The 23182-nt window shown below is 64.8% G+C and carries 19 protein-coding genes and 2 pseudogenes; 14 read left to right on the plus strand and 7 right to left on the minus strand.

The window, feature by feature from the left end; translation table 11 throughout:
* Window positions 1–128 precede the first annotated feature (128 nt).
* The 6 genes from rluD to NJ69_RS00635 all read left to right on the plus strand — a co-directional run bounded on the left by rluD (window position 129) and on the right by NJ69_RS00635 (window position 8077).
* Window positions 129–1091 (plus strand): 23S rRNA pseudouridine(1911/1915/1917) synthase RluD, encoded by a 963-nt coding sequence (rluD, locus tag NJ69_RS00610; protein WP_029614586.1) that lies wholly within the window; start codon window positions 129–131, stop codon window positions 1089–1091.
* Entirely contained in the window at window positions 1088–1828 is a 741-nt protein-coding gene (gene pgeF / locus NJ69_RS00615; RefSeq protein ID WP_039575297.1) for a peptidoglycan editing factor PgeF, read from the plus strand. The genes rluD and pgeF overlap by 4 nt, the downstream gene beginning before the upstream one ends.
* A 186-nt stretch (window positions 1829–2014) precedes the next feature.
* Entirely contained in the window at window positions 2015–4732 is a 2718-nt protein-coding gene (locus NJ69_RS00620; protein ID WP_039575301.1) for a LuxR C-terminal-related transcriptional regulator, read from the plus strand.
* 133 nt (window positions 4733–4865) lie between these two features.
* Entirely contained in the window at window positions 4866–6473 is a 1608-nt protein-coding gene (locus NJ69_RS00625; protein ID WP_039575303.1) for a tetratricopeptide repeat-containing response regulator, read from the plus strand.
* Window positions 6470–7162, plus strand: a complete 693-nt coding sequence (locus NJ69_RS00630; RefSeq protein ID WP_029614588.1) for a sensor histidine kinase — start codon at window positions 6470–6472, stop codon at window positions 7160–7162. The genes NJ69_RS00625 and NJ69_RS00630 overlap by 4 nt, the downstream gene beginning before the upstream one ends.
* Before the next feature lie 177 nt (window positions 7163–7339).
* Window positions 7340–8077 carry an OmpA family protein gene (locus NJ69_RS00635; RefSeq protein ID WP_039575305.1) on the plus strand — a complete coding sequence of 246 codons (738 nt, stop codon included), beginning with the start codon at window positions 7340–7342 and terminating at the stop codon, window positions 8075–8077.
* A gap of 37 nt (window positions 8078–8114) precedes the next feature.
* Here the strand turns inward: NJ69_RS00635 and pta are convergent, their stop codons facing one another.
* Together pta and NJ69_RS00645 are read right to left on the minus strand one after the other, a co-directional pair.
* Window positions 8115–10202 (minus strand): phosphate acetyltransferase, encoded by a 2088-nt coding sequence (pta, locus tag NJ69_RS00640; protein ID WP_039575308.1) that lies wholly within the window; start codon window positions 10200–10202, stop codon window positions 8115–8117.
* Between the two features lie 31 nt (window positions 10203–10233).
* Window positions 10234–10536: a DUF3565 domain-containing protein gene (locus NJ69_RS00645; protein ID WP_039575311.1), complete on the minus strand. Its 303-nt coding sequence runs from the start codon at window positions 10534–10536 to the stop codon at window positions 10234–10236.
* On the opposite strand from NJ69_RS00645, the gene NJ69_RS00650 reads away from it, so the two are divergent.
* Entirely contained in the window at window positions 10535–11020 is a 486-nt protein-coding gene (locus NJ69_RS00650; protein ID WP_039575313.1) for an FKBP-type peptidyl-prolyl cis-trans isomerase, read from the plus strand. The two genes, NJ69_RS00645 and NJ69_RS00650, sit on opposite strands and share 2 nt — an antisense overlap.
* A 143-nt stretch (window positions 11021–11163) precedes the next feature.
* The gene (locus tag NJ69_RS00655) at window positions 11164–11646 is read left to right on the plus strand and encodes a glutathione peroxidase (protein WP_029614589.1); all 483 of its coding nucleotides are present in this window, start codon (window positions 11164–11166) and stop codon (window positions 11644–11646) included.
* Window positions 11647–11669: 23 nt separating this feature from the next.
* On the opposite strand, the gene NJ69_RS00660 is transcribed toward NJ69_RS00655, so the two are convergent.
* The gene (locus tag NJ69_RS00660; protein ID WP_039575316.1) at window positions 11670–12884 is read right to left on the minus strand and encodes a glycosyltransferase family 4 protein; all 1215 of its coding nucleotides are present in this window, start codon (window positions 12882–12884) and stop codon (window positions 11670–11672) included.
* 267 nt (window positions 12885–13151) lie between these two features.
* Here NJ69_RS00660 and NJ69_RS23090 point away from each other — a divergent pair.
* A pseudogene (locus tag NJ69_RS23090) lies at window positions 13152–13832 on the plus strand (PAS domain-containing protein); the annotation flags it as partial.
* 114 nt (window positions 13833–13946) lie between these two features.
* Window positions 13947–14378: pseudogene (locus NJ69_RS23095) on the plus strand (methyl-accepting chemotaxis protein); the annotation flags it as partial.
* A 30-nt stretch (window positions 14379–14408) separates the two neighbouring features.
* Here the strand turns inward: NJ69_RS23095 and cysZ are convergent.
* Window positions 14409–15146: a sulfate transporter CysZ gene (gene cysZ, locus NJ69_RS00670; RefSeq protein WP_039575321.1), complete on the minus strand. Its 738-nt coding sequence runs from the start codon at window positions 15144–15146 to the stop codon at window positions 14409–14411.
* A gap of 365 nt (window positions 15147–15511) precedes the next feature.
* Here cysZ and trxB point away from each other — a divergent pair, with 365 nt between their 5' ends.
* Entirely contained in the window at window positions 15512–16474 is a 963-nt protein-coding gene (gene trxB / locus NJ69_RS00675; RefSeq protein ID WP_039575324.1) for a thioredoxin-disulfide reductase, read from the plus strand.
* Window positions 16475–16557: 83 nt separating this feature from the next.
* On the opposite strand, the gene nadC is transcribed toward trxB, so the two are convergent.
* Window positions 16558–17406, minus strand: a complete 849-nt coding sequence (gene nadC, locus NJ69_RS00680) for a carboxylating nicotinate-nucleotide diphosphorylase (protein ID WP_039575329.1) — start codon at window positions 17404–17406, stop codon at window positions 16558–16560.
* A gap of 217 nt (window positions 17407–17623) precedes the next feature.
* On the opposite strand from nadC, the gene NJ69_RS00685 reads away from it, so the two are divergent.
* From NJ69_RS00685 to ampE, 3 genes are all read left to right on the plus strand, one after another.
* Complete coding sequence (locus NJ69_RS00685) at window positions 17624–19765, plus strand: DUF1631 domain-containing protein (protein WP_039575332.1); 2142 nt, start codon at window positions 17624–17626, stop codon at window positions 19763–19765.
* Window positions 19766–19848: 83 nt separating this feature from the next.
* Window positions 19849–20409, plus strand: coding sequence for a 1,6-anhydro-N-acetylmuramyl-L-alanine amidase AmpD (gene ampD, locus NJ69_RS00690; RefSeq protein WP_029614597.1), 561 nt, complete (start codon window positions 19849–19851; stop codon window positions 20407–20409).
* Window positions 20406–21236 carry a regulatory signaling modulator protein AmpE gene (ampE, locus tag NJ69_RS00695; RefSeq protein WP_039575334.1) on the plus strand — a complete coding sequence of 277 codons (831 nt, stop codon included), beginning with the start codon at window positions 20406–20408 and terminating at the stop codon, window positions 21234–21236. Before ampD ends, ampE begins: the two co-directional genes overlap by 4 nt.
* A gap of 18 nt (window positions 21237–21254) precedes the next feature.
* Here ampE and NJ69_RS00700 read toward each other — a convergent pair whose 3' ends face one another.
* On the minus strand, window positions 21255–22043 hold the full coding sequence (locus NJ69_RS00700) for a TatD family hydrolase (protein WP_039575337.1): 789 nt from the start codon (window positions 22041–22043) through the stop codon (window positions 21255–21257).
* Window positions 22044–22045: 2 nt separating this feature from the next.
* Window positions 22046–23038, minus strand: a complete 993-nt coding sequence (gene cra / locus NJ69_RS00705) for a catabolite repressor/activator (protein ID WP_039575340.1) — start codon at window positions 23036–23038, stop codon at window positions 22046–22048.
* Between the last annotated feature and the right edge of the window lie 144 nt (window positions 23039–23182).

Genomic DNA, 23182 nt, shown 5'->3' on the forward strand with positions numbered 1-23182 from the left:
CGGCCGCTGTCTTGGGCGGTGCCGTCCTGTTATGATGAGCGCCCCCGGCGAACCCCGGGGCAAAAGAAGCCGTATTTAACCACAAGCACGCAGCCGAAACCAAAGGCTGTAAGCCCATCGATTCGAGCATGTCCGAGATCATTCAATTAAGTGCAGAGGTCCCGTCCGAACTGGGGGGGCAACGCCTCGACCAAGTCGCCGCCCAATTGTTCGACGAGTACTCGCGTTCGCGCCTGACTTCGTGGATCAAGGAAGGTCGCTTGACCGTCGATGGTGCGGTACTGCGCCCGCGCGACACCGTCCACAGTGGCTCGGTCCTGGCGCTCGAGGCTGAACAGGAAGCCCAGGGCGAGTGGGAGGCCGAGGACATTGCGCTGGACATCGTCTATGAAGACGATCAGATCCTGGTGATCAACAAACCGGCCGGGCTGGTGGTTCATCCGGCCGCCGGGCATGCCAGTGGCACCTTGCTCAACGCCTTGCTGCACCACGTGCCGGACATCGTCAACGTGCCGCGCGCCGGCATCGTTCATCGTCTGGACAAGGACACCACCGGCCTGATGGTGGTGGCCAAGACCCTGCAGGCGCAGACCAACCTGGTCGATCAGTTGCAGAAGCGCTCGGTGAGCCGCATCTACGAATGCATCGTGGTCGGCGTGGTCACCGCCGGTGGCAAGATCGACGCCCCCATCGGTCGTCATGGCGGCATGCGCCAGCGCATGGCGGTCACCGACGGTGGCAAACCGGCGGTCAGCCACTATCGCGTGCTCAAGCGCTTCCGCTCGCACACCCATGTGCGGGTCAAGCTGGAAACCGGGCGTACCCACCAGATCCGCGTGCACATGGCCCATGTCGGTTTCCCGTTGGTGGGCGACCAGACTTACGGCGGTCGCTTCCGCATTCCGCCGGCGGCCAGTGTGGCGATGGTCGAGGCGGTCAAGCATTTCCCTCGCCAGGCCCTGCATGCGCGCTTCCTGGCGCTGGACCATCCGGCCACGGGTGAGCGCATGGAGTGGAAGTCGCCACTGCCGGATGACTTCATGTGGCTGCTGTCGCTGCTGGACCAGGACCGCGAGAGCTTCATTGGATGAGTGAGCTGACGCACTCGCTGATCAATCCCGACTGGCCGGCCCCGGCCTCGGTTCGCGCTTGCGTCACTACCCGCGATGGCGGCGTCAGCCTGCCGCCCTATGCCACCTTCAATCTGGGCGATCACGTCGGTGACGATCCGGCAGCGGTTGCCGAAAACCGTCGGCGTCTGCGCGACACGCTGGATACCCAACCCGCCTGGCTCCAGCAAGTGCACGGTACGCACGTGGCCGACGCCGACCCCGCTCACGTGGCGCAGGCCGATGCCAGTTGGACCGATCAGCCGGGCATCGCCTGCTGCGTGATGACTGCCGACTGTCTGCCGGTGCTGTTCTGCGACCGTGCCGGTACCCGTGTCGCCGCCGCCCACGCCGGCTGGCGTGGCTTGGCTGGCGGCGTGCTGGAGGCCACCCTCGAGCGCCTGGGGTTGGCGCCTGAGGAGGTGCTGGTGTGGCTCGGGCCGGCAATCGGTCCACACGCCTTCGAAGTCGGTCTGGAGGTGCGCGATGCGTTTACCGACCTCCATCCGCACGCGGCCAGTGCCTTCGTGCCAGGCCAGCGCCCAGACAAACTGATGGCCGATATCTACGCGCTGGCGCGCATTCGCTTGGCCGCCTGCGGCGTCACTGCCGTATATGGCGGTGGTTTCTGCACGGTTAACGACCCCCGCTTCTTCTCCTATCGCCGTACCCCTCAAGGCGGGCGTTTCGCTTCGTTGGTCTGGTTGGCTGCTCGCTGACTGCGTTGAGTCATGCACCCGCTGTTCTATGACTCGCCATAGATCTCACTGATGCCTGTGAGTCTTGTTGCTTTTTGTCGTAGTCTTTTTCCCAGCAAGCGCGTTCATCTGCTTCAAACGCGGGGGAATTGTCGCTAGTCTCGCAGCACATCCGCGCCGTTACCTTCCTATTCGAACGAGTCGGCCATGACAGATCTGTCCCGCATGCATGGAGTCGCCAGCGAGGCCCAGGGTCTGCGGGATGGGCGTTTCTTTCGCCCACCGCTACCGGAGGGGCATGTGCTGCGTGGCCGTCTGTGCCAGCGGTTGCAGGCCGGGTTGCAGGGGCGTCTGCTGCTGGTGAATGCGCCTGCCGGTTTTGGCAAGAGCTCGTTGGCGATCGAATTCTGCGAGCGCCTGCCGCAGCGCTGGCGCAGTCTATGGCTGGGTCTGAGTGCGCGCGATGCCGAGCCTGGCCGGTTTCTCGAGCGCCTGCTCGAAGGCCTGCAGCAGTGCTGTCCGGCGGTCGGCGGTCAGGCCATGGGTCTGCTGCGCATGCGCCAGCGCCATCAGCCGTTTGCCTATGAAGCGTGGCTGGACGGCCTGCTTGACGAACTGGCCTTGCACCTCGATGCCGAGACGCCGTTGCTGCTGGTGCTGGATGACTATCACCTGGCACAAGGGCCGGTGCTCGACCGCTGCCTGCAATTTCTGCTCAATCATCTGCCGTCGGGCTTGACGCTGCTGGTCACCAGCCGTCAGCGGCCGGATTGGCATCTGGCCCGGCTGCGCCTGTCGCGGCAGTTGGTCGAACTCAACGAACAGGACTTGCGCCTGACCCCTGACGAAGCCCTGGCGGTGATTGGGAGGCAGCCCACCGGTCTGCGCGGGCAAGCCTTGGACAACCTGATCCAGCGCAGCGATGGCTGGGTCGCCGGCCTGCGCTTCTGGCAACTGGCGGCCAGCGAGGCAGGCGAGGAACAGGCGCTGCCCCAGGCCTTGCATGGCGCCCAAGGCCTGATTCGCGACTACCTGCTAGAGGAGGTGATCGAGATTCTGCCTGCGCAGGTTCAGGCCTTTCTCTACGACACCGCGTGTCAGGAGCGCTTTTGCAGCGACCTGTGCGATGCCCTGCGCGAGCGCCAGGACAGCGCCCAGATCCTCAGCTACCTCCAGGCCCACCAGGTGTTTCTGGTGCCATTGGATGAGCACGGACGCTGGTTTCGCTACCATCACCTGTTCTCCGACCTGCTGCGCAGCCGGCAGGTCAGCGACCCTTCGAGCGCCTCGCACCTGCGCGCCTGTCGCTGGTTCGAGCGCCAGGGGCTGCTCGACGAAGCCGTGGAGCAGGCGCTGCGTGCGGGGTCGCTGGAGGCCGCCGCCGAGCTGGTGCAGAGCCTTTCCGAGGAGCAACTGCTGGCCGAGCAGAACGTCGGCATGTTGCTGCGCTGGAAGATGGACCTGCCCGACAGCCTGCTGATCAGCACGCCGCGGCTGATCGTGCTGTACAGCTGGGCGCTGGGTCTGGCTTGCCAGCTCGATGCCGCCGAGGAGCTGGCAGCCCATCTCAGTCGTTTTCTGCCGGCGCCGTCAGCCACTGCGCAACGGTCCATGCTCGCCCAGTGGCTGGCGCTCAGCGGTGTCATCGCGCGTGGTCGCGGAGATCGTCAGCGCACGCTGGCGTACTGTGAAGAAGCGCTGCACAGCCTGCCGTGCAAACGCTATGGGCAGCGCCTGGTGTGCCTGTCGACGTTGTCCAACCTGGCCATTGCCGATGGCGACTTCTGGCGGGCGCGGGGCTGGAACCGTGAGGCGTTGGAGCTGGCCCAGCGCGTCGGCAATCCCTTGTTCGAGGCGCTGGCGCACTACGACCGCGCCCGTGTGCTGCATGCCCGCGGCCAGGTGCTGCGGGCGTTGGACGAGGTGCAGAGCGGCTTGAAGCGACTGCAGGGGTTGTCGAGTCAGCGTCTGTATGCGGTGCGTGCTCGACTGGTGCTCTACGAGGGCTATCTGCAGGCATCGCGGCTGCAGCCTGAGCAGGGCCGTGTGCGCTTGCGCGCGGGGATCGCCGAGGCGCGCGCCTGTCGCGATATCAGCGTGTTGATCGGCCATTGCATGATCGCTTCGCTTGAGGGGCGGGAGGGTCGATTCACCGAGGCCTTTGCCGAACTGGCTGAGGCCGAGCGGCTGATGCATATCTGGGACGTCCCACCGATCTTCTACCTGGCGATGATCACCCTGATCAAATGCGAGCTGTGGCAGGCCCAGGGCCGCACCGACCTGGCCGAGTCCTGGCTGCAACGCCTGGGGCAGACCTACGGCGGTGAACAGGCGGCGGCAGCGCCGGAATTTCACCCCTTGCTGGCGCTGCACATCGCACTGCAACAGGCGTTGCTCGACGCCACCCTTGGGCGTACCGATGTGGCGGAGCAACGCCTGCGGGCGCTGATGAGACAAGGTCAGGACACCGGCGGCTTGATGCTGGTGCTCAGTGCCGGGTGCCAGTTGATCAGCGTGTTATTGGGGCAAGGGCGTGGGCAGGAGGCGTCCGAGGTGGCCGGTCACGCCTTGCTGGCGGCCCGCGGCGGTGCGCTCTATCCCTTTCAGGCGCTGCTCGACGAGCACCCGGCCTGGCTGCGCGAGCTGCTCGATAAACTGCCGGCATGCCCCGTTCAGCGAGGACTGTTGGCGCGCCTGCCGCAGGCGCCTGTTCTGGGTGCGGTCGCCAGCGAGACCCTCAGCGGTCGCGAATTGGCGGTTCTGGAACTGATCGCCCAGGGCTGTTCCAACCAGCAGATCAGCGAGCGCCTGTTCATTTCCTTGCACACGGTCAAAACCCACGCCAGTCACATCAACAGCAAGTTGGGCGTGGAGCGGCGTACCCAGGCGGTGGCCAGGGCCAAATCGCTGGGCTTGCTGGCCTAGGTGCGCGCGGCCCGTTAGGATGATGGCTAATCGCTATCCTGCTGCCGTCATCCTCGCCTCATCTTTTCCGACGCACGGCCGATACAGCAAAGCGCCGCAGTCAATTTCCCATTCCCCAATACAGGTCGTGTCGATGCTGCAGTACGGGCAAAAAAGCTTTCTGATCGTCGACGACTACACCGACTTTCGTACCTCCACGCGCTCGATGCTGCGCGAACTTGGCGTGCGCGAGGTGGACACCGCCGACAGTGGCGAGCAGGCCCTGCGCATGTGCGCGCAGAAGCGCTACGACTTCGTCCTCCAGGACTTCCACCTGGGCGATGGCAAGAAAAATGGCCAGCAAGTGCTCGAAGACCTGCTGCTGGACAAGCTCATCAGCCATGAGTGCGTGTTCATCATGGTCACCGCCGAGAGCAGTCAGTCCATTGTGCTCAGTGCGCTGGAGCACGAGCCCGATGCTTACCTGACCAAACCGTTCAACCGTGTGGGGCTGGCCCAGCGCCTGGAGAAACTGACGCAGCGCAAGACGCTGCTCAAGCCGATCCTCCAGGCCCTGGACCGGGGACGGCCGGCCGAAGTGCTGGCCGCCTGTGCGCAGTTGTGCAAGCAGGATCCGCGCTTCGCCCCGCTGTGCCTGCGCTATCGGGCAGACGCGCTGCGCGAGCTCAACCGCTTCGAAGAATTGGAGAAGTTCCTCACCAGTATCCTGGCCAGCCGCCCACAGCCCTGGGCCTATGCCGCCCTGGGCAGTCTGCTGCACAAGCGCGGTCAGCAGGACCAGGCCCAGGGCGTGTACGAGCAGGCCCTGAAGGCCTTCCCGATCATGCCTGCCTTGTACGACGGCATGGCCGAGGTGCTGGTGGCCAAGGGCGAGACCAAGCGTGCCCAGACCATGCTTGAAGAAGCCGTGCGCCTGTCGCCCTTGGCTGTTCGGCGTCAGGCGGCGCTGGGCAAGCTGGCGCTGGACAACGAGGACTTCGAAGGCGCCTCCAAGGCTTACCGACATGCGGTCAGTCAGGGGCAGAGCTCGCGCTACAAGGATGCCGAGAGCAACCTCGGCCTGGCCCAGGCGCTGATGAACAAGAACGTCGGTAATGGCCTGGATGCGCGCACCCGCGTGGAAATCAACAGCGTGCTCAGCGAAGTGGCCAAAGAGAATACCGAGGACCAGGGCTTGCAGGTGCGGGCGCGCCTGATGAAGGCCGCCAGTCTGCAGCAGGCGGGCGATGCGCAGACCGCCGCCAAGCTGACCGAGCAGGCCATGCAGCGGCTGGAGAAGATGGACCAATTCTTCTCGGTCGATGCTGCGCTGACCGTGGCCAGCCAGCTCAATGCGCTGGGCCAGGCATCGGCCGGCACCTCCATTCTCAAAGGCTGCGTGGAAACCTATGGTGACGATCCGAAGGTGATGCAGAGCGTGGCCAAGGTCACTGACGATCCCACCGTGCTCGGCGCTGTGACCGAAGCCGTCGATCTCAACCGCCAAGGGGTGCGCAGCTACCAGGGCGGTCAATTGAACGAGGCCCTGGAGATGTTCCGCAAGGCACTCTCGCTGCAGCCGAAAAACATCAGTATCGCGCTCAACACCGCCCAGGCGCTGCTGCGCGTGGGCGGTGAAAGCCCGCCGGAGGCGATCATGCAGGAATGCCGCAACTGCCTGAACAGCGTGGCCGGCATTCCGGCCAGCGACAACCGCTTCGATCGCTACCGCAAACTGCATGTACGGGTGTTCGGGGCATGAGCCAGGATGAACAGGGGCTGGACTTCTCGACGGTGATCGCCTCCACCGTCCATGACATGAAGAACTCGCTGTCGGCGCTGATCCAGGCCCATGACCAGTGGCTGGCGCGCCTGCCCGAAGAGGCGCGCAGCGGGAGCGAACAAGGGGTGATCGAGCATGAGTTCCGCCATCTGAACGGCATGCTGGTGCAGATGCTGGGGCTGTACAAATTGGGCATCAACCAATTGCCGATCTGTCCCGACTATCACGAGCTCGAGGACTTCGTCGAAGCACAGTTGGCGCAGCAGCAGGAGGTCATTCGCCATCGCGACCTGCTGGCCACCTGGCGCATCGACAGCGAAAGCCCGCTGGGTTTCTTCGACCGCGAACTGGTCGCCTCGGTGGTGGGCAATGTGCTGACCAACGCCATTCGCCATGCCGGGCATGCCTTGCTGATCGGCGTCGAGCAGCAGGGCGAACAACTGGTGATCAGCGTCAACGACGACGGCGCCGGGTATCCGCCCTACATGCTCGAACGTCAGCACGATTACATCCAAGGTATCGATGGGCGCAGCGGCAGTACCGGACTGGGCCTGTACTTCGCCGCCAGGATCGCCGCGCTGCATGAGCGTGACGGCGTGCGTGGGCGGATCGAGTTGGCCAATGGCGGTGCATTGGGTGGTGGGCTGTTCCGCTTGTACTTGCCCTGAGTGGTCTGTTGCGGTGAGTGCGCTTTCCTGAGTGAAGGTAGGCGTGTTCCGAAGATCCGGTCGCGCCCGCTCCATGAACGGCATTTCATGGAATCTTTGCGCTTCGCTGTGATCCAATCCCGGCAGAGACCTGCCTGCGATCCGCCGCACTTTCCGAATTTCACCAGGAGCTTGTCCATGTTCAACATGCGCCGTCTGATTATCGTCGCTACTACCGCCGCCCTGATGACCGGCTGTGCCGGGCAGAACCCCTACGACAACCAGGGGCAGGCCCAGGGTGACGGTTCCGGGATGAGCAAGACCGCCAAGTATGGTGGTCTGGGCGCCTTGGCCGGTGCGCTGGCCGGTGCCGCCATCGACCACAACCACCGTGGCAAGGGCGCGCTGATCGGTGCTGCCGCCGTGGGCGCCGCCGCCGCCGGCTATGGCTACTATGCCGACAAGCAGGAAGCCGAGCTGCGCGCGCAGATGGCCAATACGGGTGTCGAGGTGCAGCGTCAGGGCGATCAGATCAAGCTGATCATGCCGGGTAACATCACCTTCGCCACCGACTCCGCGAACATCGCCCCTAGCTTCTACACCCCGCTGAACAACCTCGCCAACTCGTTCAAGCAGTTCAACCAGAACACCATCGAAGTGGTCGGCTTCACCGACAGCACCGGCAGCCGCCAGCACAACATGGACCTGTCCCAGCGTCGTGCCCAAGCGGTCAGCACCTACCTGACGTCCCAAGGCGTGGATGCTTCGCGCGTGAGCGTGCGTGGCATGGGCCCGGACCAGCCGATTGCCAGCAACGCCGACGCCAATGGCCGTGCGCAGAACCGTCGCGTCGAGGTCAACCTCAAGCCGATTCCGGGTCAGCAGTATGACCAACAGGGCGCCGGCCAGCAGGGCACCGTCCAGCAGTATCCCTGATCCCAGGAAGGGGCCGCACTGCGGCCCCGATGTCTGATCACCGCACCTGACTGGCCTGGATGGCGGTCAGGGCGATGGTGTGTACGATGTCATCCACCTGTGCGCCGCGCGGCAAATCGTTCACCGGCTTGCGCAACCCCTGCAGCATGGGCCCCAGGCTGACCCCGTCCGTGCTGCGCTGCACGGCTTTGTGGGTGGTGTTGCCGGTGTTCAGGTCGGGGAACACGAACACCGTCGCGCGCCCGGCCACCGCGCTGTTGGGCGCGAGCTGGCGGGCGACCTGCGGGTTGGCCGCTGCGTCGTATTGCAGAGGGCCGTCGATCAGCAGCCCCTGTTCGGTATCCTGGGCCAGGCGCGTGGCCTCCCGCACTTTCTCCACTTCTTCATCGCTCGCCGAATCGCTCGAATAGCTGATCATCGCCACCCGTGGAGCGATGCCGAAGGCCTGCGCCGATTCGGCGCTCTGCCGGGCGATCTCGGCCAGCTCGCTGGCATTGGGGTGCGGGTTCATCACGCAGTCGCCGTACACCAGCACCTGCTCGGGAAACAGCATGAAGAACACCGAGGACACCAGGCTGGCGCCGGGCGCGGTCTTGATCAGTTGCAGGGCCGGGCGAATGGTGTTGGCCGTGGAGTGCACCAGGCCCGACACCAGGCCATCGACCTCGCCGAGCGCGAGCATCATGGTGCCGATCACCACCGGATCTTCCAGTTGTTGCTCGGCCATCGGCGCATTGAGGTTCTTGCTTTTGCGCAGGTCGACCATCGGCTGCACGTAGCGCGCGCGAATCAGCTCGGGATCGAGTATTTCCAGGTCTGCCGGCAGGCTGATGCCCTGGGCGCGGGCTACGGCCTCGACGTCTTCGGGCTTGGCCAGCAGGACGCAGCGGGCGATGCCACGGGCCTGGCAGATGGCTGCAGCCTGCACCAGCAACGGTTCGGCGCCTTCGGGCAGGACGATGCGCTTGTTGGCCTGCTGTGCGCGCTGGATCAACTGATAGCGGAATACCGCCGGCGACAGCCGCAGTTCACGGGGCGTGCCGCAGCGCTGGTGCAGCCAGGCGGCGTCCAGGCGACTGGCGACGAAGTCGGTGATGAACTCGGCGCGGTCGCGATCGTCCACCGGGATTTCCCGGTTCAGCGAGTTCAGCAGGTTGGCGGTGTCGTAGGAGCCGGTGCTCACCGACAGAATCGGCAGGCCGGCCTGCAGCGCACCGCGGCACAGGCCGAGAATGCGCGCGTCCGGTTTGCTGTCGCTGGTCAGCAGCAGCCCGGCCAGCGGCACGCCATTGATCGCCGCCAGGCTCACCGCGAGGATGATGTCGTCGCGATCGCCCGGGGTCACCACCAAGGTGCCGGACGTCAGCAGCGGCACGGTGTTGGCCACCGTGCGCGCGCAGAGGATGATCTTGTTCATGCGCCGCTGTTCATAGTCGCCTGCATTGAGCACCTGGGCACCCAGCAGCTCGGCCACGTCACGGGTACGTGGCGCGTTCAACTCGGGTTGATAGGGAATGCAGCCGAGCAGGCGGAAGTCGTCGCCGCGCAGCAGCGGCGAATGCTCGCGCAGGCGAGTGGCGAAGTCGGTCATGCTCTCGTCGGTACGCACCTTGTTGAGAATGACCCCGAGCACTTTCGGGTCGCGCGGGCCGCCGTACATCTGCGCCTGCAATTCGACCCGCCCCGAGAGCTCGCTGAGCACTTCGTTTTCCGGAGCCGATACCAGGATCACCTCAGCGTCCAGGCTCTTGGCCAAGTGCAGGTTGACCCGCGCCGCGTAGCTGGCGTGGCGAGTCGGCACCATGCCTTCGACCACCACCACGTCGTTGCCGACGCAAGCCTGCTGGTACAGGCGGATGATCTGCTCGAGCAGTTCGTCGAGCTGGCCGTCGCCGAGCATACGCTCGACCTGGGCCAAGCTCAGCGGCGTCGGTGGCTTGATGCCGTGGGTGCGGGCAACCAGTTCGGTGGAGCGTTCCGGGCCGGTGTCCCCGGGGTGGGGCTGGGCGATCGGCTTGAAGAACCCGACCTTGAGCCCGCCGCGCTCGAGCGTGCGCACCAGGCCCAGGCTGATGGAGGTCAGGCCGACCCCGAAGTCGGTCGGCGCGATGAAAAATGTCTGCATGCGTGGCGTCTCGAATGAGCAGTGCAAGGAATCAACGGTCAAGGGTAGCGCCATCAGCCCCTCTCGCGCACCAGCCGCAGGTGAAGACCTGGCCGACACGGGCGGCGCGCTGCTCTGGGTCGAGCACCCAGGCTCGGTTCTGCCAGGGCGGCTGATGGCGCAGGTGCTGGGTATGGCCGCAGGAAAGTGCCACCACCCAATGGCCGTTCTCGTCTTGCTGGAAGCTGACGATCCGACTGATGGGGCGTTCCCCCTCGGCTGCGCGTTCGCATTCGGGCGAACCCTTCGTTACACTTGTGCGCTCTACATTCTTTTGCAAAAGGTCTTGCCCCATGCTGATCGCCGCCAACAAGGCAGTCTCCATCGACTATACCCTGACCAACGACGCCGGGGAGACCATCGACAGCTCCGCCGGTGGCGCGCCGCTGGTCTACCTGCACGGTGCCGCCAACATCATTCCGGGCCTGGAAAAGGCGCTGGAAGGCAAGCAGGCTGGTGATGAACTCACCGTTGCCATCGAGCCGGAAGAGGCCTACGGCGAGTACATGGCCGAGCTGGTCAGCACCCTGAACCGCAGCATGTTCGAAGGCGTCGACCAACTGGAAGTCGGCATGCAGTTTCACGCTTCGGCGCCGGACGGCCAGATGCAGATCGTCACCATCCGTGACCTCGACGGCGACGACGTCACCGTCGATGGCAACCACCCGCTGGCCGGCCAGCGCCTGAACTTCAAGGTCAAGGTGGTCAATGTGCGTGATGCCAGCGAGGAAGAACTCGCCCATGGCCACGTGCACGGCGAGGGTGGCCATCAGCACTGATTTCTCAGCTAAGCTCTGAGAGTCGTCAGGCGCTCGGGCAAGCCGACCCGCCCATCAAGGGGGGGTGAACGGCTTGGCCGAGCGCCTTTTTAGTGGGCGCCATTCGCCCCAGCGACCATCGGTCACCTGAGAGGGGAATCAACATGAGTGCATTTCACGGCCTGACGCTGAAGTCGCTCGACGGCGAGGACTTGCCTCTGGCGCCGTTCAAGGGGCAGGTCGTGCTGGTGGTGAACGTCGCCTCCAAGTGCGGCCTGACGCCCCAGTACGCGACACTGGAGAAGCTGTACCAGCAGTTCAAGGATCGAGGCTTTGCTGTGCTCGGCTTGCCCTGCAACCAGTTTGCCGGGCAGGAGCCAGGGTCGGCGCAGGAGATCCAGGCGTTCTGCAGCCTGAATTACGGGGTTAGTTTCCCGCTCAGTGCCAAGCTTGAGGTCAATGGGCCCGAGCGTCACCCGCTGTACCGGCTACTGGCGGGCGAGGGCGCCGAGTTTCCGGGTGACATCACCTGGAATTTCGAGAAGTTTCTGGTCGGCAAGGACGGCCGTGTGCTGGCGCGTTTCGCCCCGCGCATCGCGCCGGACGAGCCGAGCGTGCTACAGGCGATCGAGAAGGCGCTGGGCTGATCGCGCGCCGACCAGGTTGACGCTCAGTTGTTCGAGGCAGTCGAGCCCGGCTTTATTGCCAGCGGCTTGATTGCCTGGGCATCGTGGGTGGTGCTCGCCGCGCAGGCGGCATACAGATGACCTTCGAATTGCTCGACGATCGTCTGCCACCCTTGGCGGCTAGCGTGCTGGCGCGCATTGAGGCGCACGCGTCGCAGGGTTTCGTCGTCCTCGAGCAACCAGCAGGCGGCGTCGATGAACGCCGGTTGATCGCCTGGCATGGCCAGGGCGCCGCTATGACCATGTCGAATATGCTGGGCCGCGGCGGCTTCGTCGTAGGCGACCACCGCCAGGCCCGAGGCCAGCGCTTCGAGCACCACGTTACCGAAGGTTTCAGTCAGGCTGGGAAACAGGAACAGGTCGCCACTGGCGTAATGCTGAGCCAGCACTTCGCCGCGTTGCGCGCCGCAGAAGATCGCCTCGGGCATCTGCTGTTGCAACTGCGCACGTTGCGGCCCGTCGCCCACCACGATCAGGCGCAGGCGTCGCTGTGGATGGGCCTGTTGCAGGGCGCGCAGGCAGGGTTGCAGCAGGGCCAGGTTCTTTTCCGCCGCCAGCCGCCCGACATGCAGCACCGCGATATCGTCCGCCGCTAACCCCCAGTGATCGCGCAGCGCTTGATCGCGCTTTGCCGGATTGAACAATTGTCCATCGACGCCCCGAGCCATCAAGGACAGACGCTCGAAGCCGCGCCGTTCCAGCTCCAGGCGCTGGCTGGCGCTGGGCACCAGAGTGGTGGCCGTGCGCCGATGGAACCAGCGCAAGTAATGCGTGAGCAGGCGGGCCAGCAGGCCCAGGCCGTATTGCCCGGAATACTGCGGGAAATTGGTGTGGAAGCCGCTGACCACGGCGATGCCCAGGCGTCGGGCCGCACGCAGGGCGCTAAGGCCCAGTGGGCCTTCGGTGGCGATGTACAGCACGTCCGGACGCTGCCGCCGCCAGCGCCGCCACAATTTGTGCATCGACACTTCGCCCCATTGCAGTCCCGGGTAGCCCGGCAGCGGCCAGCCACGGCACAGCAGCAGGCTATCGTCGGCGTTGGTGGCCATTTCGCCGGCCTGGCGCGGACGCACCACCTCGACCAGATGCCCGCGCAGACGCAGGCCATCGCTGAGCCGGCCCAGGGTGTTGGCCACGCCGTTTATCTCGGGTGGAAAGGTCTCGCTGACCAGGGTGACGCGTAGCGGCGGTGTATTCATGTGAAAAATTTTCCGCCTGCTTGATTGCCGCCATGTGACACAAAAATGATGGCCTTATGACGCCTGTTTTTCGGCACTTTTGCGTCCATCATTATTTATTTTTGGGCGGTTCAAGACTGTCTGGTTTCAGCCGATGAAGATGCCATTGACGGGTGGGTACGCTCGGGGAGAGCGGTGATGTTCAATAGCAAACTGAAGCAAGAAATCCAGCAACTGCGCGAGGAACTGCAATCCATCGAGCAGATCAAGAACAGCCTCGACAGCGAAATGCTCGTGCTGCAACTCGACCCCAAAGGGCGCATCGAGTCGGCCAACGGTAATTTCGAGAAGGAGATGCTCTACACCCGCGATCGCCTGATCGGCCGCAACATCGAGGACATCGTTCCCGAGCATGTGAAGTCGCTGGATTTCTATCAGCGCATGAAGACGGCCATCACCCGTGGCGAGCACCTGAACGGCGCTTTCCGTCTGCTGCGAGGCAACGGTGAGGAGGCCTGGCTGCGCTCGATCCTGCAACCGGTCAAGGGCACCGACGGGCGCATCCAGTGCTTCAGCCTGCATTCGAGCGACCTGACGCGTACCATCCAGACGTCGCGTGAGCACGAAAGCCTGATCAAGGCATTGATGCGCTCCACGGCAGTGATCGAGTTCAATCTCGACGGCATCGTGCTCACTGCCAACGACCGTTTCCTGCACGCGATGGGCTACAGCCTCGAGCAGATCCGCGGCAAGCATCACCGCCTGTTCTGCGAACCCGAGGAAGCCAATTCGGCGGCCTACCAACAATTCTGGGACAAGCTGCGCCGCGGTGAATTCGTGGTCGAGCGCTTCAAGCGCATCGACGCCCACGGGCGGGTGGTCTGGCTGGAGGCGTCTTACAACCCGATCATCGATGCCCATGATGTGCTGTACAAGGTGGTCAAGTTCGCCACCGTGATCACCGATCAGGTGAATCAGGAGATGGCCGTGGCGCGGGCCGCCGACATGGCCTACGGCACCTCCCAGGACACCGATGCCGCCGCGCGCAAGGCGACCGAGGTGGTGACACAGACCGTCGAGGTGATGCGTGGCCTGGAGCGCTCCATGCAGGAGGCGGCCGAAGGCATTCAGGCGCTGGACAAGCAGTCGAAAGTGATCGGTTCGATCATCAAGACCATCAGCGACATCGCCGGGCAGACCAACCTGTTGGCGCTCAACGCGGCAATCGAAGCAGCGCGGGCTGGCGAGCAGGGCAGGGGCTTTGCCGTGGTCGCCGACGAGGTCCGCCAACTGGCCTCGCGTACCAGCAGCGCCACCGAGGAAATCGCCCGCGTGGTGCAGCAGAACGAGCAGTTGGCCCAGGCGGCGGTGGACATCATCGACACCAGCAAGCGTCAGGCCGAGCAAGGCCTGACACTGGCCGATGAGACCGGCCAGGTGATCGTGGAGATTCAGGATGGGGCGCGGCAAGTGGTCAGCGCGGTGGGGCAGTTTTCCAATCAGTTGAGCCACTGACCGCACTACCCCTGGTGAGCGGGCGACGGATCAGCGTGGGCGATCGCGCTCGCGCACCCAGAACACCGTCGCCCCCGCCACCGCCGCCGGCATCATCAGCACGTTCACCCCGGGAATCAACAGCGCCAGGTAGGTGATGCCGCCAAAACCCAGGCTCTGCCAGCGCTTCTGGCGCAGCCAGGCGAGCATGTCCTGCCAGCTCATCTTGTTGTTGTCCGCCGGGTAGTCGATGTACTGGATGGCCATCATCCACACACCGAATACCAGCCACAGCGGCGCGGCGACCACGTTTACCACCGGAATCAGCGACAGGATGAACAGTCCGATGGCCCGTGGCAGGAAGTAGCCGAGCTTGCGCATCTCGCGGCCAAGCGTGCGCGGCACCATGGCCATCAGCTCGCCCCAACTGAACGCCGGGAAGTGGTCTTCGCCACGTACCACCACTTCCACCTTCTCGGCCAGGAAGCCGTTGAACGGTGCAGCGATGATGTTGGCCAGCAGGGTGAAGGTGAAGAACACCATCAGGACCACCAGCACGACGAACAGTGGCCAGAGAATGTAGGTGAGAAAGCTCAGCCAACTGGGCAGGGTCGGCATCAGTGTGTCGACCCACAGGCTGAACTGATGGCCGGCGAAGTAGATCAGGCCGCCGAACAGCAGGATGTTGATCGCCAACGGCAGCAGCACGAACAGGCGCAGGCTGGGGCTCAGGACCAGCTTCAGGCCTTCGCGCAGGTACTGCGGGCCGGACAGGACGGGGGCTTGCATCGAAAGGCTCCACGGAAGGGAAAACGCGCTGACCTTACCGAGTTTGCGGCGTCGGCGAAAGACGCGACACCCTCTGTAACAAAGCCGAGCGACAGTACCGGCAACGACGGCGCGTGCGGATAGAGCCTGCCTATGAGGTGGATTGTCGAAGGATATTTCCTTACTCTTTGCCACCTCGCTACAGTGCGTTCACTTTATTTACGCCACGAAACGCCGCGAGCCCTCTGTGGGAGGTGGCCCCCCAGGTTTTCGGACCTGCGCGTAGTAGCCTTCCCCAAGTGCTGCGCAGGTCCTTTTTCATTTCCAGCCGGCTTTGCCGGCACAGCGGTGTCGGCCTGTTCAGGCCGGCTCGACAGGAGCACGCCATGTCCGAAGTTCGTCATTCCCGCGTCATCATCCTCGGTTCCGGTCCTGCCGGTTACAGCGCTGCGGTGTACGCGGCCCGTGCCAACCTCAAGCCGCTGCTGATCACCGGCATGCAGGCCGGCGGCCAGCTGACCACCACCACCGAAGTGGACAACTGGCCGGGCGACCCCCATGGCCTGACCGGCCCTGCGCTGATGCAGCGCATGCAGGAGCACGCGGAACGCTTCGAGACCGAGATCGTTTTCGATCACATCAATGCCGTCGACCTGGCCAACAAGCCGTTCACCCTGCGCGGTGACAGCGGCACCTACACGTGCGACGCGCTGATCGTCGCCACCGGCGCCAGCGCGCGCTATCTGGGCCTGCCGTCGGAAGAAACCTTCATGGGCAAGGGCGTGTCGGCCTGCGCGACCTGCGACGGTTTCTTCTATCGCAACAAGCCGGTCGCCGTGGTCGGTGGCGGCAACACCGCGGTGGAAGAGGCACTGTACCTGGCCAACATCGCCAGCAAAGTAACCCTGGTGCACCGCCGCGATACCTTCCGCGCCGAGAAGATCCTGATCGACAAGCTGCACGCTCGTGTGGCCGAGGGCAAGATCGAACTCAAGCTCAACGCCACCCTGGACGAAGTGCTCGGCGACAACATGGGCGTGACCGGCGCGCGCCTGAAGAACAACGATGGCAGCAGCGACGAGATCAAGGTCGATGGCGTGTTCATCGCCATCGGTCATACCCCGAACACGTCGCTGTTCGAAGGGCAACTGACGCTCAAGGATGGTTACCTGGTGGTCAGCGGCGGTCGCGAAGGCAATGCCACTGCCACCAATGTCGCCGGTGTGTTCGCGGCGGGCGACGTGGCTGACCATGTGTACCGTCAGGCCATCACGTCGGCGGGTGCCGGCTGCATGGCCGCGCTGGATGTGGAGCGTTATCTGGACGGCCTGGCCAACGCGTCGTTCTGATAGAAGGCGCGGCGCGCAACGCGCCGCGTTTGCGATCGCTGGGCCACGACAGCAGCCCGGCGATCCACCTGAACGGGCCGCAGTTACAGGCTCAATCGCATCGACAGATCCACCGCCTTCACATCCTTGGTCATCGCGCCGATGGAGATGTAGTCCACGCCGGTTTCAGCGATCACCCGCAGTGTACTTTCGTTGACCCCGCCGCTGGCCTCCAGCTTGGCTTTGCCTGCGTTCAGGCGAACGGCTTCACGCATCTCGTCCAGGCTCAGCTCGTCGAGCATCACGATATCTGCGCCCGCCGCCAGCGCCTGATGCAGTTCGTCCAGGCTTTCCACCTCGATTTCCACCGGCTTGCCGGGCGCAATGCGCCGTGCGGCTGCAACGGCTTCGGCCACGCCGCCACAGGCTGCAATGTGGTTCTCCTTGATCAGGAAGGCGTCGAACAGGCCGATGCGGTGGTTGTCGCAACCGCCGCAGGTCACGGCGTATTTCTGTGCCAGGCGTAGGCCGGGCAGGGTCTTGCGGGTATCGAGCAGCCGCACCTGGGTGCCTTCGACCAGATTGGTCAGAAAGCGTGCGCGGGTCGCCACGCCTGAGAGCATTTGCAGGAAATTCAACGCCGAACGCTCGCCAGTGAGCAGCGAGCGCGCCGGCCCTTCGAGGTGAAACAGCGCCTGGTCAGCTTCAGCCTGCTCACCGTCGATCACGCGCCAGTGCACGGCTACGCGCGGATCGAGCTGGCGGAACACCGCGTCGACCCAGGCGGTACCGGCGATCACGCAGCGCTCGCGGGTGATGACGGTGGCCTTGGCCAACCGCTCGGCAGGGATGAGCTGGGCGGTGATGTCGCCGCTGCCGACGTCTTCGAGCAGTGCGCGGCGCACGTTGGCTTCGATTTCGGCGGTGAGGTCGGCGAGACGTAGGTTCGGCATGGTCGGCTCCACAAGCAAAGTGGCGCCGATTATAGGGCAGGGGACCACGCTTTACAGCCGTGCAAGCCGATGTCGATAACTGTGCACCGGGTCGCGTACTCGGCAGGGCGTGTTGGCAGCTGTCATCTTTTTCATCAATAATGACGCCTTGTATTTGACGTCATCGCTTTGACGAATCGAATTCGACTGTCGATCAATACCCAGCAAGGAGTTCGGGATGCGCGATGAAGGCAGGGTGGGCCCCTTCGGGGTGACCCTCGACAGCAGGCGGCCAGCGCCCTTGCCTGGCCTTCCCATGGTCCTCCTGCAAGTGCGTGACAAAGCCGCGTTGCACTTGCGCCAGGGGCTCCAGGCGTTGTTCGACAACGCCGACGACACCCTCTTCGAGATGGCCGACAAGGCTGGCGTTGGCGATCCGCAGCACCTGTATTTCGAAGCCATGCGCGATCTTCGGCTCAAGCGTAAAAGTATCGAGCGCGCCTTTCTCGACACCCTTCACGACACCTTCCTGCAACTCGGTCAGATCGACCCGCTGGGAAACTTCGACCTGGCCATCGGCAAACCTTCGCGCGAGCGCACCTTGGCAATGGGGGCGATGGTCGAGCGCGTGCTGGCGCGCGATGGGTTCGCCCTGGAACAACTGAGCCAGCGTTTCACCGCGCTGCTCGACCGGCCCGTGCAGGTGCACGGCAATCCCCTCGGGCCTGCCTGTCTGTGCCGCTATTTTCTCGATGCGGGCCGCGAGCTGGGCGTGGGCCAGCGGGTCAAACTGATCCTGCTGCAATTGTTCGAGCGTTACGTGCTGCGCGATGTCGATGTGCTGTACGCGCAAGCCAACCAATTGCTGGCCGCCGCCGGCGTGCTTGGGCATCTGGCGCCGGGGCCGCGTCGGCGCGTCGAGGATCGGGCGCTGGTCGGACGCTGCGGTCCGACCTCTTTGATTGGCGGGCCTGACCTGGATGCCGACCGCGCCGGACAGGCCTTCTTCGCGTCGCTGCAGGACCTGCTGGCGCCCCGCCGCGGTCGCCTCGCCCCACGCGTACAGAGCGTGGCGGCGGCACAGGCGATCGGTACTGCGGACCTGTTGCGCCTGATCACGCACTTGCAGCACTACCTGCCGGAACCGGTCGAGGCCGACGATTTCGATCTCGGCCAGCAACTGGAGCAACTGCTGCTGCGCATTGGCGTACGCAGTGGCACCCGGCGGCGCCTGGCCACGGACGATGAAGACTTGATCAACCTCATCGGACTGTTGTTCGATCATGTCCGTCGCGACGACAACCTGCCCGAAGCCCTGCGGGCGCTGCTGGTCCGTCTGCACCTTCCCCTGCTCAAGGTGGCCTTGCTGGACAAAAGTCTGTTCAGCCGCACCAGTCATCCCGCGCGTCGGCTGCTCAACGAAATCGCCGCCATGGCCATCGACTGGGAGGGCGCCGGCGAGGCGCTGCATGCGCGGATGGAACGTGTCATCCAGCGCCTGCTCAGCGATTTCGACGACGACCTGCAGGTCGTTAACGATGTGCTCGAGGAGTTCCTGCAGTTCAGCGCAGAAGAGCGTCGGCGCAGTGAGTTGCTGGAACAGCGCACCCGTGATGCCGAACAGGGGCGGGCGCGTGCGTTGCAGGCGCGTCGACAGGTCCAGTTGGAACTCGACCGCCGCTTGCGCGGGCGCCTGGTGCCACGCGTGGTGCAGACCATGCTGATGGAGTGCTGGAGTCAGGTGTTGTTGCTCGCCTGGCTCAAGCATGGCGAAGGCTCGCAAGCCTGGGAGCACGGCCTGGCGACACTGGACGCCTTGCTCGAGAGCATCACCGTGCGGCCCCAGCCCCCGGCGCGCCAACGTTTGATCGAGCAGTTGCCCGGGCTGCTCAAGGCCTTGCGTGATGGCCTGGCCGGGGTGGCGCTGGACTCGGCCGTACAACGGGCCTTCTTCATGGAGTTGGAGCGTCTGCACCTGCGCGCTTGCGCCGAGCCCGGTCAATGGCAGGGCGAGATCGACGAGGTCCGGATACGTGAGCCGATCATCCTGGCCATCGCCGAGGAGCCGGCCGGCAGTTGCGTATCGCCGTTGGCGGCGCACAGCCTGCAGTTGCAGCAGGTCAGGCGCCTGCGCCTGGGCACTTGGGTCGAGTTGCATGATGAAGACGAGCCGCTGCGCTGCAAGTTGGTGGCACGCGTCGAAGGGAGCGATCGGCTGGTCTTCGCCAATCGCACCGGCATGAAAGTGCGCGAATGGAGCAGTGCTGGCCTGGCCCTGGCGCTGCGCCGAGGCGAGGCGAGGGTGCTGGATGACGGCTTGCTGTTCGAGCGCGCCTTGGAGGCCGTGCTGGAAGAGCTGCGTTCAGCCGAAGTGCGTTGAGCCGGGGCTATCATTCACATGCACGCGTCATCTGGCCGGGGCATACTGATGCCTTGTTCCCGGCGTCTTTCAGGATCTGCCTCATGCAATTGGACCGCGCCAGCGGCTGGTTCAGCGGTGTCACTCACTGCCCCTCGCCCAATTTCAACGCCCGTCCCCTCGGCGAGGCGATCTCCCTGCTGGTGATTCACAACATCAGCTTGCCGCCAGCCTGTTTCGGCACCGGCAAAGTCCAACAGTTCTTCCAGAATCGCCTCGATCCCGCCGAGCATCCTTATTTCGACAGCATCGCGCACCTGACCGTATCGGCACACCTGTTCGTCGAACGCGACGGCGCCGTGACCCAGTTCGTGTCGCTGCTCGACCGCGCCTGGCATGCCGGGGTGTCACGTTTCGACGGCCGTGAAGGCTGCAACGACTTTTCCATCGGCATCGAGCTGGAGGGCACCGATGCGCTGGCCTACACCGATGCCCAGTACGACGCTCTGGTCCAGCTCTCGCGCCAGATCCGCCAGCAATGGCCGGCGATCGATCTGGAGCGCATCCAGGGTCACAGCGACATTGCGCCGGGGCGCAAGACCGACCCCGGCCCGGCTTTCGACTGGCGGCGTTACCGCGCCGCGCTGAACGAGGATGCGGTATGAGTTTTCTGGTATTGGTCCTGATCCTCTGGGTCGAGCAGTTCTCGGCCTGGCGCCATCGTCTGCAGCGAGACGGCTTTTTCCTCGCCGAGCTGGCGCGTCTGGAGCGCCGAGGACGCGTGTCGGCCGACTGGAGTCTGGTGCTGCTGGTGCTGGCGCCCGTGCTGCTGCTGGCATTGCTGCTGTATGTGCTGCAGCCAGTGGCCTATGGCTTGCTGGCGCTGCCGGTGCACCTGCTGGTCCTGCTCTACAGCCTCGGCCGCGGCGATACCAAGGCGGCCCTCGGACCGTTTCGCGATGCCTGGCGTCGCGGCGACGAACAGGCCGCCCTGCATGTGGCCGAGCGCGACCTGGGCTTGGCCGCGGACGACCCGCGCGACCTTCTGGTCCGGGTGCAGGGCAACCTGCTGTGGCAGGCCTACCAGAGCTTTTTCGCGGTGATCTTCTGGTATGTCCTGCTGGGGCCGGCCGCGGCGCTCGGCTACCGGTTGCTCGCCCTGAGCGCCGCCCACGCTCATCAGCCCGCGCTCAAGGCGCGTGCGGTGCAATTGCGCCACCTCATGGACTGGCTACCGGTACGGGTGCTGGCGCTGAGTTTCGCGCTGGTCGGCAACTTCGTAGCGGTGACCCGGGTGATGCTGCACGAGTTGCTCAACTGGCACCTCAGTGCCGGGCAACTGATCGCTCGCGTAGGCAGGGTGGCCGACGATATTCCTGAGCAGGAAGAGGCGCAGAGCGCACTGGCGCGTCTGGACAGTCTGTGGGAACTGCTGCTGCGCAGTGCGGTGTTGTGGTATGCCGGGTTCGCCTTGTGGACGGTGCTGCTGTGAGCACCGGGGCGACGCCGGTCAGTCGTCGTGCGGCCAGCCGAACAGCTCGCAGGTGTTGCGGCGGGTAGCGTCGGCCAGCACCTGCGCCTCGACGCCCATGATGTCGGCCAGGGCGCGGGCGATGTCCGGCAGGTGCTCGGGGCTGTTGCGCACGCCTGGGTGCATGACCGGTGCCATGTCCGGCGCGTCCGTTTCCAGGACCAGACTCTCCAGCGGCAGACGCGGCAGTGTCTTGCGCAAGCGCAGCGCCTGGGGCCAGGTGGCGGCGCCGCCGAGGCCCAGCTTGAAGCCGAGCTTGATGTACTCACGCGCCTCCTCGGCGCTGCCGGCGAAGGCATGGACGATGCCCGCGCGTGACGGTCTGTAGCGTTTGAGGGTAGCGATCACCTGGGCGTGGCTGCGGCGCACGTGCAGCAAGGCGGGCAGGTCGAAATCGCAGGCCATCTGCAACTGCGCTTCGAACAGCGACTGCTGGCGCGCCTTGTCCAGCGCTGGAAGGTAATAGTCCAGCCCGAATTCGCCGACGGCGCACAGGCGCGGATCGCCGTGCAGGCGCTCCAGCCATTGGCGCAGTTGCGTCAGGTGTTCCGGGCGATGCTGGTCGAGGTACACCGGATGCAGGCCCAGCGCCGCGGGCAGGCGCGTGTCATGGCAAGCCAGGTTCCACACCCGTTGCCAGTTTTGCTGATCAACCCCCAGTACCACCATGCGCTCGACGCCGCGCGCCGTCGCGGTGGCCAGCAGGCGCTCGCGGTCGGCGTCGAAGTCGGGAAAGTCCAGGTGGGTGTGGGTGTCGATCAGGCGCATGCTCAGACCGCAATGCGCTGCTTGAAGGTCCGCGCCACCGCGTGCACCCCTGGCGCATAGCGCTTCTGCTCGATGGCGGCCAGCGCCAGTTCCAGGGCAGTGGCGGCGATCTGCCCGTGCTGCTGCGCCATGGCGTTGACCGGCAGCGGCAGGAAGTCCAGCAACTGGTTGTCGCCAAAGGTGCCCAACTGCAATTGCCGGGCTTCGCTGCCGCGTGCCTGCAGGGCATCGAACACGCCCTGCAGCAGCACGTACGAGGTGGTGATCAAGGCGTCGGGCAGGCCACCCAATTCGTCCAGCAGCGCCTGCATCAGTCGCTGACCGCAGGCGCGGCTGAACGCCTCGCCCTCTTGGCGTCGCACCTCGCCAACGAAGCCCTGCAAGGCGTCGTCGAAGCCTGCCGCACGGGCCTGACTCACCGACAGTTCCGGGCGTGCGCCGATCAGCGCGATGCTGCGCGGCGCGGTGAGCAGCAAGCTGTCGGTGAGCTGGCGGCTGGCATTGTGGTCGTCGCTGATCACCGAGCAGAAATGCTCGGGGTCCAGGCAGCGGTCGATGGCGATCACCGGCAGGCCCTTGGCCTGCATCTCGCGGTAGCTGTCGTCCTCGGCCGGCAGGCAACTGGCGACGAACAGCGCGTCGCAGCGGCGGGCGCGGAACAACTGCTGCAACTGGCGTTCGCTTTCGGGCTGGTCGTCGCTGCTGGCAATCAGCAACTGATAGCCACGGGCACGCGCGCCTTGCTCCAGTTGCTTGGCGATGCGCGCATAGCTGGGGTTTTCCAGGTCCGGCAAGATGAAGCCGAGGGTCCGCGTGTGACGGCTGCGCAGGCCGGCAGCCTGGGGATTGGGTGTGAAGTCATGGGCTGCGACGACGGCGCGCACCCGCTCGACGGTGGCGCTGCTGATGCGCTGCTGTTCGGCCTTGCCGTTGATGACATAGCTGGCAGTGGTCACGGAGACACCGGCCAGACGTGCGATATCGCTGAGTTTCACCGCATTTTCCTTGTTATTACCGAGGCAGTCGGAGACGCGTGGTGAGGTAGTCTTACCCGCAATTGTGTCCAAGTGCAGGCGACCATTGTCGCAATTGTTCCGACAAACTGGGGCTTTTTCCCACGCAGATTATCGAGTAACGTG

Origin of the sequence: Pseudomonas parafulva, assembly GCF_000800255.1 — a bacterium.
Taxonomy (GTDB): Bacteria; Pseudomonadota; Gammaproteobacteria; order Pseudomonadales; family Pseudomonadaceae; genus Aquipseudomonas; species Aquipseudomonas boreofloridensis.